The organism is Rheinheimera muenzenbergensis (assembly GCF_036984005.1).
Taxonomy (GTDB): Bacteria; Pseudomonadota; Gammaproteobacteria; order Enterobacterales; family Alteromonadaceae; genus Alishewanella; species Alishewanella muenzenbergensis.
In genome coordinates this window covers 82,752-97,044 of record NZ_JALAAR010000018.1, presented here as the reverse complement: position 1 = coordinate 97,044, position 14,293 = coordinate 82,752, and the positions used below count along the sequence as shown (strand labels likewise).

Annotated in this window: 12 protein-coding genes; 3 read left to right on the top strand and 9 right to left on the bottom strand. The window is 52.4% G+C overall.

Annotated features, from left to right (window positions below; all coding sequences use genetic code 11):
* Positions 1–144: 144 nt before the first annotated feature.
* From MN202_RS17580 to MN202_RS17570, 3 genes are all read right to left on the bottom strand, one after another.
* Complete coding sequence (locus MN202_RS17580; protein ID WP_418334673.1) at positions 145–645, bottom strand: transposase; 501 nt, start codon at positions 643–645, stop codon at positions 145–147.
* A 9-nt stretch (positions 646–654) separates the two neighbouring features.
* Entirely contained in the window at positions 655–1,698 is a 1,044-nt protein-coding gene (locus MN202_RS17575) for a hypothetical protein (protein ID WP_335737447.1), read from the bottom strand.
* Between the two features lie 141 nt (positions 1,699–1,839).
* Entirely contained in the window at positions 1,840–2,301 is a 462-nt protein-coding gene (locus MN202_RS17570) for a GNAT family N-acetyltransferase (RefSeq protein WP_335737446.1), read from the bottom strand.
* 153 nt (positions 2,302–2,454) lie between these two features.
* On the opposite strand from MN202_RS17570, the gene MN202_RS17565 reads away from it, so the two are divergent.
* The 3 genes from MN202_RS17565 to MN202_RS17555 are packed head-to-tail and all read left to right on the top strand — an operon-like array spanning position 2,455 to position 5,686.
* Positions 2,455–3,939 (top strand): TrkH family potassium uptake protein, encoded by a 1,485-nt coding sequence (locus MN202_RS17565; protein ID WP_335737445.1) that lies wholly within the window; start codon positions 2,455–2,457, stop codon positions 3,937–3,939.
* A 9-nt stretch (positions 3,940–3,948) separates the two neighbouring features.
* Entirely contained in the window at positions 3,949–5,019 is a 1,071-nt protein-coding gene (locus MN202_RS17560) for a sensor histidine kinase (RefSeq protein WP_335737444.1), read from the top strand.
* Complete coding sequence (locus MN202_RS17555) at positions 5,012–5,686, top strand: response regulator transcription factor (RefSeq protein ID WP_335737443.1); 675 nt, start codon at positions 5,012–5,014, stop codon at positions 5,684–5,686. The genes MN202_RS17560 and MN202_RS17555 overlap by 8 nt, the downstream gene beginning before the upstream one ends.
* A 1-nt stretch (position 5,687) precedes the next feature.
* Here MN202_RS17555 and MN202_RS17550 read toward each other — a convergent pair whose 3' ends face one another.
* The 6 genes from MN202_RS17550 to kdpA all read right to left on the bottom strand — a co-directional run bounded on the left by MN202_RS17550 (position 5,688) and on the right by kdpA (position 14,290).
* Positions 5,688–6,365 (bottom strand): response regulator, encoded by a 678-nt coding sequence (locus MN202_RS17550; RefSeq protein WP_335737442.1) that lies wholly within the window; start codon positions 6,363–6,365, stop codon positions 5,688–5,690.
* A gap of 5 nt (positions 6,366–6,370) precedes the next feature.
* Complete coding sequence (locus MN202_RS17545) at positions 6,371–9,028, bottom strand: sensor histidine kinase KdpD (RefSeq protein ID WP_335737441.1); 2,658 nt, start codon at positions 9,026–9,028, stop codon at positions 6,371–6,373.
* A 36-nt stretch (positions 9,029–9,064) separates the two neighbouring features.
* Entirely contained in the window at positions 9,065–9,808 is a 744-nt protein-coding gene (locus tag MN202_RS17540) for a TorF family putative porin (protein WP_335737440.1), read from the bottom strand.
* Between the two features lie 102 nt (positions 9,809–9,910).
* Complete coding sequence (kdpC, locus tag MN202_RS17535; protein WP_335737439.1) at positions 9,911–10,537, bottom strand: potassium-transporting ATPase subunit KdpC; 627 nt, start codon at positions 10,535–10,537, stop codon at positions 9,911–9,913.
* Positions 10,538–10,539: 2 nt separating this feature from the next.
* Positions 10,540–12,540: a potassium-transporting ATPase subunit KdpB gene (gene kdpB, locus MN202_RS17530; protein WP_335737438.1), complete on the bottom strand. Its 2,001-nt coding sequence runs from the start codon at positions 12,538–12,540 to the stop codon at positions 10,540–10,542.
* Between the two features lie 19 nt (positions 12,541–12,559).
* Positions 12,560–14,290: a potassium-transporting ATPase subunit KdpA gene (gene kdpA / locus MN202_RS17525; RefSeq protein ID WP_335737437.1), complete on the bottom strand. Its 1,731-nt coding sequence runs from the start codon at positions 14,288–14,290 to the stop codon at positions 12,560–12,562.
* Positions 14,291–14,293 lie beyond the last annotated feature (3 nt).

The following is a 14,293-nucleotide window of genomic DNA, read 5'->3' as shown; positions in this document are numbered from 1 at the left end:
CAAGCACCGCACCTTGCTCATCCCGCCAACGGCGCAATGAGCGAAGCGGTATTTCCAGCTCCTGTGCGGCTTTATCACGCCTGGCACCGGCTAACACAGCTTCATCAAACCAGACCAGGTTTAAGTTGCGCTCGCTAACCGTGGTTAACTGTCCTCGTCCTCCTCGCCGTAGTACGCTCTGAGCTTTTTTCGCAGCACCAGCAACGCTGCCGCCTCCGCTAAGGCTTTTTCTTTACGGTTAAGCTCGCGCTCTAACGTTTTAATGCGCTTTTTATCTTCTCTGGCCTGCTTTTTCTCAGCAGCCTTGCGCTGAACTTCGCTCATATTGCCCATCACACAGGCACTGCGCCACTCTTTAACCTGCTCAACCAACAAGCCTTTTTCACGACAATACTGGCTTAACTCGGTTTCAGATAACGGGGCAGCTTCAATCACCACCGCCAATTTTGCTTCTCCTGACCAATCATCAGCCTTTTGTCCACTTACCGGCACGGCATATCCTTGAGCTTTTAACTGATTGCGCCAATTGTACAGCGTCTGCTCAGAAATGCCTTCCTCTGAAGCCAACTGCGCCACTGAGCGATTTAACGGCGGTAATAACTTTTTTAATATTGCTTCTTTTCTCACTGGTGAATAAACAGCCATTTGAACCTGCTAACCACCCGCCGTCTGACTATAACTATTGTGAAAAGAAAACAGGACAACTACTCTGACACGGCGGGCTGTGCCATCGGTGAAATCAATTTGAGTATGCCCTGTTGGATTTTTTTTACTACCTAACCGTGTAACGCCTCGCACATGACTCTTATAGTCTGCCCCAAATACCTCGACCAGTGGAATTTCTACAGGGTCAACAAACATGTCGCCATTCATCCTTGCACTTGCAATTTTTTGCTCGAACTGTGCAGAGTTTCTCGCAGATTCATCTGCTTTTAATAGTGCTTCATCACTGGTAAATGCCGTAGCATTCTTGCCAACTTTGTGAAGTGAAGGACTGCCATCCATATTTGTATTAAAAGCGTCATATTGCGTACCTGAAGCAGGATCTATGCCTCTAACAGCACGATTTTCAAGTTGTGTATCAGTTACTTGATTTGGGCCACCATGTCTAATTGGCGCATGCCCTTCTAAATTAAGTGCCGCTATTCTGTGCTCTGTAGATACGCCATTTGGCACGTTGCTGCCATCATTAATTTGAGGTGCACTAACTCCCTCGTCTAAACTTTCATGCCCAGCTGCCTTAGCCGCTACTGGCGCCTCTGTTGTCGCGCCACCACCTTTGGGTTTGGCGGCTTTGGCAGCGGGTGCCGGGCTTGCTCCGCTAGCGCTGGCGGGGGCTAAGCCGCCCTCGCCTATGCCGTTACCCTCTGGCTGTTTACCCCAGCCATCACTCAGTTGCCACAGCCAGATTTCTTCATTGGCAAACATTTGTATAAGGGTGTCGCGCAGCTGAAAATCAGAGTATACCGATAAATCGTATTCCCACGGCCGGGCGTGACGGTAGATGTCTAACCAGATTTGTCGCAGGTTCCAGTGCGGTTCTAAATCATGTAAAAAATAGCTGCCATAAATAGCGTCTTTTGGCTGCCACAGGTGGCCATCACCAAACTCAGCATAGGCAAACAGACAGTTGCTACACAGATAAGTTTTACCCCATTTATCTTCCAGAATTACGCCATCGTATTGCCGGTTTTGCATCCTGCCACCTTGGGTAAAATCGAGATATACACAGTATATTTACAATTTGCGCATTTTTACAACCTGACGGGCTAATGTCAAACGCTGTTTCGCTAATAGCATGCTGATACTGAGTTTTAACTGGGCAGGTTGTTAACTGTTTTAGCGCTTTTCCATTAAAAAATTGGTTAGTACCACACTGCGTACCTGCTTTTGCTGCTCTGTCAGCACAGTAAAACCGTAATGCTGAAAAAACGGCTTTGCAGTAAGGCTGACATTGGCGTAAAAGCGTTTTACCCCATAACGCTTGCCGGTTTTTAAAATGTGTTGCATTAGGGCTTTGCCTACGCCCTTGCCCTGATAGGCATGATGGCAAAAGAAAAAGTCGATATAGCCATCGTTTTGCACATCGGCAAAACCGACGATAGTGTCGTTATCCAGCGCGACAAAGGGCTCACTTTCAAGCATGCGCATGGCCCAGGCGTTTTCATCGTACTGCGCCGGCGCCCAGGCATTGCGCTGCGCTGGCGTATAATCGCGCTGGTTAACATGGTGCACGGTGTTATAAAACAACTCGCGCAGCAGCGGCTCTTCACCGGGTTGGTAGGGGCGGATCTGGTACATAATGTCGCCTCAGCTCATAAATCGTCGCAGCATAACAGACTTATCTTTATAAAATCTTTATATCGCCTGCAGTAATCTTTAGAAAAGCTTAACAGCAGCCTGTAGCAGCCGGCGTTAGGCTATGCAGTACCGGAAGTAACACAGCTGTTCCTCATGTCGACCTATTCTTATTCGTTTGCTGATAGCCAGATCAGAACCAAACATTTTTTCTATCGGGTTATCGGTTACCTGCTACTCAGCCTTAGCCTGGCGCAGCTGTTAACCAGCGCAGTTAGCTTTGGCTATGGCGAACGGGCTTTCTGGAATTTCTTGTTAGCTGCTGTTATTACCGCCAGCACTGGCCTGTATCTGGTGCTGCGCTCAGGTGGTGCAGTTCAGCTAAAAAAACGCTATCTATTTTTACTTACCACACTGTGCTGGCTGAGTATCTGCTTGTTTGCCGCCTTGCCACTGTATTTAAGCATACCTGACTTAAGCATTACCGACGCCTGGTTTGAAACCGTGTCAGCCATTACCACCACCGGCTCTACGGTATTAAGTGGCCTGGATACGATGCCCAAAGGCGTACTGTTCTGGCGCGCACTGCTGCAGTGGATTGGTGGTATCGGTATTATCGTGATGGCGATTGCTATTTTACCGGCGCTAAAAATTGGCGGCATGAAACTGTTTAAAACTGAAAGCTCAGATATCTCAGAAAAGATTTTGCCGCGCAGCAGCAGTTTATCGACCTATATTTTACTGGTGTATCTGGCTATTAGCACCGCAGCGGCGCTAAGTTACGCCATCGGCGGCATGTCGTGGTTTGATGCCATTACCCATGCAATGACATCGGCGGCCACCGGCGGTTTTGCCAACTACGATGCTTCTTTTGGCCATTTTAATGACAAACCCTGGCTGCTGTGGCTGGCAAGCCTGTGGATGATGCTGGCGGCACTGCCTTTTGTGCTGTTTGTTGGCATGGCCAAAGGCGATAAATGGGCGCTGCTGCGCGACCCGCAGGTAAAGGCGTTCCTGACCATAGTGGCGGCTGTTACGCTACTGTTGACGCTGTATCAGATGTGGCACCACGACAGAGCGGTATTAGATGGCCTGACCCACAGCTTATTTAATGTGGTGTCGGTTATTACCACCTGTGGCTATGCCTCTGAAGATTACTCAATCTGGGGCAGCATGGCGGTGGTGCTGTTTTTTTACTTAACCTTTAGCGGCGGTTGCTCTGGCTCGACATCGGGCGGCTTAAAAATTTTCCGCACCCAGCTGGCCGGCTATTTACTGCTAAAACAGTTAAATTTGCTTATTCACCCCAATGCTATCTGGACACAAAAATACGGCAGTAAAAAAGTCGATGATAGCCTGCTCGGGGCCGTATTGGCGTTTGCCTTTATCTATTTTGCCACTATAGCGGTACTGGCACTGGTGTTATCGATGTTTGAACTGGATTTCGTCACCGCCGTTACCGGTGCAGCGACGGCAGTAAGTAATGTTGGCCCCGGCCTGGGTGATATTATCGGCCCGGCGGGTAACTTTGCCAGCTTGCCGGATGGCGCAAAATGGAGTTTAACCCTGGGTATGCTATTGGGACGACTGGAAATTTTAACTATGTTATTGTTATTTACCCCTATGTACTGGCGCTACTGAGCAAACCCGGTGAAGACATTACGCCACAACAAACGCTTTGCCCTCTGGCAGCTGTTGCTGCTGTCGGTTGTCGCACCTGTGCTGCTGGCACTGCTGTTACTACCGGCGCGTGCTATTGCCACCACTACCGATGTTGCGATGTTGCAGCTGCTATGGGTTACACTGGTGGCACAATATGCCGGCCAGCGCTGGGCCATCATTAGCACCTTTAGCAGTGTGCTGTTACTCAATTTGTTGTTTGTTGAGCCCTACTACACCCTGTTTGTGCACCAGGGTGACTATGTTATTACCTTTGTAGTTATGCTGTTGCTGGGCATTTTTATTGCCCGTTTGTCCGGTCGCTTGCGGTTAGAGCTGGCGCGGGCGAAAAAATATATGCGCCAGCGCCAGTTATTAAATAACAAAACCCGCCAGGCAAAACTTCAGGCTGAACTGGAGCACAGCCGCGCTATGATGCTGCGCTCGTTATCACATGACTTACGCACCCCGCTCGCCACTATTATGGGCGCTTCCAGTATGCTGGCCGACGACGAATTAAGCTTAAGCGAAGCGCAGATCCGCGAGCAGGCCAATAACATTTACCAGCAAAGCAGTTTATTAAGCCAGCATTTCGATAAAGTGATGGAGTTAAGCCGGGTGCAACAGATGCAAAGCTCAATGAAAATTGAGCCGGTAGCCGTGTCTGATATTATTTCCGCTGCCATTGCAAGGCGCGCGCCGGTGTTGGCTGAGCAGAGCTTCGCTATTGAGCTGGCTGATACAGAATGTGCTGCCGATGCGACCTTGCTGGAAATTGCGCTGGCGAATATGCTAGAAAACGCCGTGAAACATGGCCAGCAACCGGTGCGTATTGCATTTAGCAACTGCAATGGTCAATGTAGTTTAAGCGTCAGCAATGCCACAACGGCTAGGGCCACAGCACAGCGCGACAGCGGTACCGGGCTGGGCACTGCGATATGTCAGGCGGTGATGCATTTACACGCTGGCCAGTTTACTACTGAGACCAATGCTGCATCAGAGCACTTTATCGCCCGCTTAAGCTGGCCGCACACCACTACTGCAGGAGCAAAACGTGGCTGAAACCATACTGGTGCTGGAAGACGATCCGGCCATGCAAAGCTTCTTAACGACACTGCTGAAAAGTAAACAATACAACACCCACAGCTTCGCGCATGGTATCAGTGCGCTGCAGCATTTAACCGAACAAGCGGTCGATTTAATCTTGCTCGATTTGGGCCTGGCCGATATGGACGGTCAGCACTGGCTGCAGCAGCTACGCGGCTGGTGTGACACCCCGGTTATTGTGATCTCCGCCCGCCAGACTGAGCAGGATAAAGTGCAGGCGCTGGACCACGGCGCCAATGATTATGTCACCAAGCCGTTTAGTGCAGCAGAGCTGTTAGCCCGCATCCGGGCAAACTTACGCCAGACTAACGTACAACAGCAGGTATTCTGTTTTGGCACAGTGCGGTTAGATCCGGTGCAACGCAAAGTCAGCCGCGACGGTGCTGACGTACATCTAACCAAAACCGAATATGATATTTTGCTGCTGTTAATGCGCCATGCCGATAAGGTACTGACGCATAACCAGATTTTAAGCCAGGTTTGGGGCGATGCTTATACCGGCCGGCCGGAATATGTCCGCGTACATATGGCGCAGCTGCGGCAAAAGCTGGAGCACAGCCCCGCCGCACCGGTTTACCTGAAAACCGAACCCGGTGTCGGTTACCGCTTAAAGCTGTCTTAGGTTACAGCATCAGCCGGTAACCAATACCGGCTTCTGTCATTAAATAGCGCGGGCTGGTCGGATCGTCGCCTATTTTCTGCCGGATATGGCTGATAACAATGCGTAGATAGTGCGTATCCTGGCCATGACTGGGGCCCCAGATTTCTTCCAGCAACTGTTTTTGCGTGATCACGCACTGACGGTGCCGGGCCAGTTTGGCCAACACCGCATATTCTTTTGGTGTTAACTCGACCAACAGCTTGTTGCAACTGACCAAACGCCGTGTCAGGTCAATTTTTAAGTTGCCATCATCCAACACAGCCGGTGCCGTATCGGGCAAACGGTCACGTAACTGCGCCCTTATTCTGGCCAGCAATTCTTCGACACTAAAAGGTTTGGTGACAAAATCCTGAGCGCCGATATCCAGCGCTGTCACTTTATCCGCATCGCCGCTGCGCACCGACAAAATAATCACCGGCACTTTAGAAAAGCTGCGCAGTTCAGTCAGCAGCTCCAACCCATTGCCATCGGGCAACCCCAGATCAAGCACGACCAAATCCGGCTGCTGGCGCACAACGGCAGCCAGACCTGTGGCCACCGATTCGGCCTCTGACACCTGATAACCGACACTTTTCAGTGCAATCCGCAGCATTTTCCGGATCTGACTTTCATCATCAATGACTAAAATATGTGCCGACAATAGCGTTAGTCTCCAATCTGTTTATCCGGTAAAGGTAAGTCGATAATAAAACGCGAGCCACTGCCAGCGCGGGCGGCGTCGGCTTTAACAGTGCCACCATGGGCGCCAATCATACCACGGCAAATCGCCAGCCCCATGCCGGTATTATGCCGTTTGCTGTCACCGTCTGCGACGACATAAAACATATCGAACACCTTTTCCCGCAGCGTGGGGGCAATACCGGGGCCTCTGTCTTCAATTTCAATCCGGCAACTATTGGCGTTATGGCTGACAAACACCTGCACCGGCTCGCCCGGCGGGCTGTACTTGGCGGCGTTTTCCAGAATATTAAATATGCCCTGCTCCAGCAGCGCCGCGTGTACATACAGCAGCGGCATATCAGCTTCAGTTTGGTAGGTTAATTCCACCTGCGGGAAAAAGCGCTTTAGCCTCTGACGGGCACTGCCAATAATATCGCTGACCGACACCCAATCGCGCTCCAGTTTCAAGGTACCGTGACCAAGGCGTGTCATATCCAGCAGGTTCTGAATGTATCTGTCCAGCCGGCCACTTTCCTGCACTATGGTATCGAGCAGCTCTTTACGATCATCATCTGTTAGCTGTTTATCCAGCATTTGCAGGCTTTCAGCACAGCCCATCATCGCTGATAATGGCGAGCGCAAATCGTGTGATACCGACGATAGCAAGGCTGAGCGCAATTGTTCCATTTCGGCTTTCAGTTTCGAGCTTTCCAGTTCGCTGTTAAGCGCAATACGCTGCCAGACGTTTATCGCCTGCTGCGACAAATTCGTCATCAGATCGGTATCATCCGGCCGCAACACTTGCTGGGCCTGCGCAAAGCGTACCAGCAACACGGCTACCGTTTTGCCTTGCGCTGTTAAAGGAAAAGCAGTCCAGTCGCTGGCACTTAAGGTTTCGCTAAAACGTCCGGCGCGCTGCTGATGGCGCTGGCACCAGTCAATCATCGCCTGATCCAGTGGCTGCAGCCGCTGCGCCAGCGCCGGTATAATCTGTTGCTGTTCGACTGTTGCCACCAGATGCACCGGGCAATTGAGCGCCTGGCTTAATTGTGCCGCCAGCGTAGACCAGAGTTCATCCGGCTGATTAATCACGGTAAGTTGCTGGGCAAAGTCACGCTGCAGCTCACTGTAGCGGTTGGCTTCTTTTAACAGTAAAAACTGGCGGCGAATGCGTGATGCAGCCGGGCCACACACTACACCGATAACCAGCATAAATACTAAGGTGGCAATATCATCGTTTTTATTCACGAAAAAGGTGTAATAAGGCTCGGTCAGGAAAAAGTTAAAGCTTAAAAATGACAACACTGAGGTAAAAATAGCGGGGCGTGCACCGTATTTAAGGCCGCATAACACAACCGACAATACATAGACCAACACCAGATTACCGCTTTGTAGCCAGCTACTTAAGCCTACTGCGACCAGGCTGGCAATCGCCGTGTACGCCAAGCCGTAAACATAGCCGGGCTTTTGGCCAAAGGCTGTTGATGCCGGCGGCGGCGCGGCGGCTAAACTATCGCGTTCAGTCGCGCGCCATACCGATACTTCCAACGGTAAGCCGCTGTTAATCAGTTGCTGATACAAGGGTTTACGCCAGGGCTGAAAACGTCGTTCAGTGCCGGCGCCCACCAATACGGTATTAATCCGGTGCTCGGCCAAATAGGGCAATATGGTTTGCAGTGTTGATGGGCCGCGCAGAATTTCTGTTTGCGCGCCCAATTCACGCGCCAGTGCAAAGGCCGCCTGCAGCCGCTTTTGCTTGGCCTGATATTGTAACTGGCCGGTATCCACCCACACCACCAGCCAGGGTGTCTGGCGTTTTTCCGCCATACGCCGGCCAATACGGATCAGATATTCGTGGTCACGCCGGTTGGATATCAGCACCAGCAGTTTATCTTTAATCAGGTATTCGCTGCTGCGCGCTTTGGCATCCTGTTCAGTTTTCAGTTGGCTATCAACATGGCTCATTACCAGCTTCATCGCCATTTCGCGCAGTGCGGTCAGGGTTTCTAACTGGAAAAACTGATGCACTGCCTGCTCGGCATAATCGGCCAGATACACTTTGCCCTGCGCCAGACGATCCAGCAGATGGTTTGGCGCCAAATCCACAAACACCAGCTGCTGCGCCTGATCGATAAACTGATCTGGCACGGTTTCTGTTACCCGTATGCCGCTGACTTGTAATACTAAATCGTTCAGACTGGCAATATGTTGCACATTCAGCGTGGTATAAACATTGATACCGGCAGAGAGCAGTTCGGCAATATCCTGATAGCGTCTTTTATGCCGGCTACCGGGTACATTGGTGTGCGCCAGCTCATCTACCAGAATAAGTTCCGGTTTGGCCGTAAGGGCGGCATCTAAATCAAATTCAGTTAATTGCTGGCCATGATAACTAAGCTCACGCCGTGGCAGAATGTTAAAACCCTGCAGCATAGCTTCGGTTTCAGCGCGGCCATGGGTTTCAATCAGACCCACTGCAACCTGTACCCCCTGCTGCATACACTCTTTGGCAGCATTTAACATGGCGCAGGTTTTACCGACGCCGGGCGCAGCGCCCAAAAAGATCTTCAGTTGCCCGCCCTGCTGTTTTTGCAGGCTTTTTAGCAGCGCATCTGCTTTTTGGCTGCGTACATCTTGTGCCACGGCGTCTATCCTTCTTAACTTAGCAAATCATCGGCGTTAAAAGCTTTTGCCCAGGCTAAATACCCAGCGATTATCACACAGCGCGGCGCAGGCAGCACTATCAACCGAGGTACCGGCATAGCTCAGTGACCAGTCTAGGCCGACCTGCTGTGTGCTAAGCGTCAGGCTCCAATCGGCATAGCCTGAGCCATCCCGCACCTCTGAGCCAAGAAAAGTCTGAAACTCTGCCGCATCGGCAAACTTATTGTACCCAAGATGCCAGTTTAACTGCAGCTGGTCAGTTAACTGTTGTTGCCAGCCCGCCGTCAGATACCAGAACTTACCCACGCCGGCGCCGAAATAATCATCAGTCAGTGCCAGACCAAACTGCCAGTCCTGATAACTGAGTTTGGCGTAGCCCTCAACGAAATTAAACTCTGTGGCGCTGTTATCGCCCTCCGGATAGCGATACTGCATCAGGCCAACATCCAGCGCCCAGTCATCATTTAACGACCAGCTGCGGCCAACGGACAGATCCAGCTCCATGCTGCCGTCACCAAAGCGGATATTTGAGCCCCAGGCGCTGACATACCAGCCCGCATCGTGGCTTAACGTTAAACTGCCCTGCAATGCCGGCCCCTCGTCAGTTTGCGAAATACCGCGGTACAGATAATCAGAGGTAAACAATACCGCACCGCTGCTACTGATTTCATTGGCCTTTGCAACCGAGGGCAGCGCAAAGACGGCCGCCGCCGCAACAGTTAACACCGGGCCGGATAACACAGATAGTACTAAACGCATAATAAAGTCCTGCATAAAAGAAACGGGAAAAATAACCACCGGCAGCCTGTGGCGCTGGTAGCAGCCGGTTGCCCCGTGTCACAACCGGCTAAAATACGTCACTTATGGCAGCGGGTGCTGTGCATCCAGCGCCAGGTTTAGCAGCAACACATTAACCCGTGGTTGGCCAAACAGGCCCCACTGCGCCAGCTCAGTATGCTGCTCTACCAGTTGCTTAAGCTGCGCTGCTGATATACCCCGGGCATTGGCAACACGTTGTAGTTGCAGCATGGACGCTTGCGGCGAAATGTGCGGGTCAACACCCGAGCCGGAGCTGGCCAGTAAATCTACCGGCAAGTCTGTCGCGGCCACCTGGTAGCGCGCCGTTAGCTCAGCACTGGTTTGTGCCACCCGCTCGCGTAACTGCGGGTTAGACGGCGCTAAATTGCTACCGCCGGTACGCATAGGATCGGTGCCGACACTGCTTGGCCGGCCATGAAAGTAGTGCTCAGCGCTAAAAGGCTGTGCCACTATGGCTGAGCCAACCAGTTTGCCGTTTTGGCTGACCAAACTGCCGCTGGCCTGCTCGGGGAATAACGCCGCGCCGATACCGGTAACGGTAGCGCTGTAGAGACCACCACACAGCGTCAGCATCACCAGTGCCAGGCCCAGTGCCGGGCGCAAACTTGCAGCGCTGTCAGTGTTGTCGATACTGCTAATATGGCCAAAGCCGGGTTTAATATTACTCATGGTTAAAATACCCCGTTTAGTAGTACGTCAATCAGTTTGATGGCGATAAAAGGCAGCACCACACCACCCAGGCCGTAGATCAACATATTGTTACGTAATAACTTTTCTGCGCTAATGGCTTTAATTTTTACGCCTTTTAGCGCCAGCGGAATAAGCGCCGGAATAATCAGGGCATTAAATACCAGCGCCGACAGCACGGCCATTTTCGGATCCGGCAGCTGCATAATATTCAGCGCAGCAATGCCAGGCATGGCGCTGGCAAACACTGCCGGCACGATAACGAAGTATTTGGCAATGTCGTTCGCCAGCGAAAAGGTAGTTAAGGCGCCACGGGTGATCAGCATCTGTTTGCCCACTTCCACCACTGACAGCAACTTGGTCGGATCAGAATCCAGATCCACCATATTGCCGGCCTCTTTCGCGGCCTGGGTACCGGAGTTCATCGCCAGGCCCACATCGGCTTGTGCCAGTGCCGGGGCATCATTGGTACCGTCACCAACCATGGCCACTAAGCGGCCCTGTGCCTGCTCTTTACGGATCAGTGCCAGTTTGTCTTCCGGTTTGGCTTCGGCGACAAAATCATCCACACCGGCCGCGGCGGCAATCGCACCTGCGGTAACAGGGTTGTCGCCGGTGATCATCACCGTACGCACACCCATGGCACGCAGCTTGGCAAAACGCTCTGCCACACCGGGTTTGATGACGTCAGACAATTGGATAACACCCAGTACCCGTTGCTTGCTTGCCACCACCAGCGGCGTTGCGCCCTGCTGGGCAACTTTAGTGACAATCGGCTCCAGCGCAGTCGGTACTGCCAGTCCCTGGCTTTGTACCCAACCTTTTACCGCATCGGCAGCACCTTTAACAAACTGCTCAGCACTGGCCAAACGGATGGATGACAAACGGGTTTGTGCACTAAAGGGGGTAAACTCATCGCCATCAGCCAATGCCGGCGTTTTATAGTCCAGCTCATTGGCCAGGCGCACCACAGATTTACCCTCCGGGGTCGGATCCTGCACCGAGCACCACAGTGCGGCTTTAATCAGGTCGGCCTGGCTGATACCTGGCAGTGGCAAAAATGCAGTTGCCTGACGATCACCAAAGGTAATAGTGCCGGTTTTATCCAGCAGCAGGGTGTCAATATCACCGGCGACTTCCACTGCTTTACCGGATTTGGCAATCACGTTGGCTGCCAGCGCCCGGTTCATACCGGCAATACCAATGGCGGGCAGTAAACCGGCTATCGTGGTCGGAATTAAACACACCACCAGTGCAATCAGCATCAGCCAGTCCAGTTCGATGCCAACAAAATCGGCCATCGCAGGCAAGGTTGCAACGGCGATTAAAAACACCAGTGTCAGCGCCGACAGCAACACGGTCAGCGCCAGCTCATTCGGCGTTTTCTGCCGGTTAGTGCCTTCTACCAGCCGGATCATTTTATCCAGAAAGCTGTGGCCTGATTCTGCAGTAACTTGCACAGTAATAGTGCCGCTCAGCACTTTGGTACCGGCAATAACGCCGGAATGATCGGTGCCGGCCTCGCGCAGTACCGGTGCTGACTCGCCGGTTAACGCCGACTCATTAATGGTGGCAACACCCATCACAATCTCGCCGTCAGCAGGGATCAGCTCACCGGCTTGTACCAGAATTTTATCGCCGGCTTTAAGCTCGCTGGCCGATATTCTGCGCTCGCCGACGCTGTCGAGCTTCACCGCCGTCAGGTTGCGCCGGGTGGCTTTTAAACTGGCGGCCTGATCACGGCCCCGGGCCTCGGCAATCGCTTCGGCAAAGTTGGCAAACCACAGTGTGAAAAACAGGATCACGCTGCTGGCCAGTGCAAAGCCAAAACTGTTGCCGGCAAAAAGTTGCTGCGCTGTCATCACGATGGCGATAACCGTGGCAACCCACACCACTAACATCACCGGGTTTTTAACCGCCAGCTTAGGGTGCAGCTTGGCAAACGCCTGCTGGCTGGCTTGGGTTAATGCTGAACTTTTAGTCATTGTATTCACCTGCATGCTGCTATTGACCTGCTACCACAGCACTGTGCTGTGATAGCTCCAGCGCTTCGCCTATTGGGCCAAGCACCATTGACGGTAAGAAAGATAAGAAGTTAACCACCAGGATCACCGTAACCAGTGTTACCGCAAACGTTGGGTTAAACAGTGGCAGTGTGCCGGTGGTAGCAGGGATCTGCCGTTTTTTCGCCAGCGAGCCGGCAATCAGCAACGGAATAACCAGCGGCAGATAACGGCCCAGGATCAGCACCACCACACAGGTCAGGTTCCACCAGGGCGTGTTATCACCCAGGCCCTCAAAACCGGAACCGTTATTGGCAAAAGCAGAGGTGTACTCATAAAACACTTGTGCAATACCGTGCAAGCCGGGGTTAGAGTTCCCCATCAGTGACGGGAAGGCCACGGTAATAGCAGTAAAGCTCAGGATCACTGCACTTGGCAGCACCAATAGTACCCCCAGCCAGCTGATCTCGCGTTTTTCCAGCTTACGGCCGAAGATTTCCGGGGTGCGGCCAATCATCAGCCCGGCAATAAATACGGCCAGCCAGACGTAGACCAGAAAATTGACAAAGCCACAACCAATGCCGCCCCAGATGCCGTTAATCAGCATGCCTGAGCGGGTGACTAAACCTGCCAGCGGGTTCAGCGAGTCGTGCATTGCATTTACCGAACCGTTTGAGGTCTGGGTAGTAAAGGTTGCCCACAGTGCCGATACATCAGTACCAAAACGCACCTCTTTACCTTCCATATTACCGGCTGGTTGGGCCAGGCCGGCAAACGCCGCATTCGGTTGCTGCTCGCTGTACACGGCCAGGGCAATAAACAGCAGGCTTAAAAACCCCATTACCGACAGCGACAACAGCGTAAAACCACGGCGACGCAGCAGCCCTCCGGCCATAAACACCACCGCCATCGGCACCAACACTATGGCAATGGTCTGAATAGCGTTACTGACCGGCGTCGGGTTTTCCTGTGGGTTACTGCTGTTAGGGCCAAACCAGCCACCACCATTGGTACCCAATTGCTTGATGGCAACCATGGCAGATACAGGCCCAAGCGGGATCGTTTGTTCAGACAGGCTTTGCCCCTGCTGCAACACCGGCACTGTCGGGCTGGCGCTGTAACTGGACGGTACGCCCTGACTGGACAAGGCAATGGCAACCACGGCGGCTAATGGCAGCATCAGGCGCAGCACGGCACGCACTGTATCCTGATAATAGTTACCCAGATCCCGCTCTTCGCCTTCGCCCGCATCATCAGCATTGCGACCACCCAACATACCGCGCAGCACGGCCACACATACCGCCAATGCCATCGCCGGTGTAACAAACTGCAGTGTCACAATTAAAAAGCCCTGGCTTAAATAGCTAAGCTGGGCCTGGCCAGAGTAATGCTGCTGATTGGTATTGGTTAAAAACGACACCGCCGTGTGCAGTGCCAGATCCCAACTCAGCCCCGCGATACCGTTGGGGTTTAACGGTAAAACGTGCTGAAACAGTAAAATAAGATAAGCGATAATGCCCAGCACCAGATTGCTGAGTAAAAAAGCGATACCATAGCTTTTCCAGTTCATGCCCTGGTTGGGTTTAACGCCCAGCAATTTAAAGATGCCGCTTTCCAGCGGTAAAAAGACCTTGTCACTCCAGTGTGGTCCGGCGCTAAATACACCGGTCATATAACGCCCTAATGGCCAGGCTAACAGCAAGGCCAGCGTAAAAATCACTATGACTTCCATTGC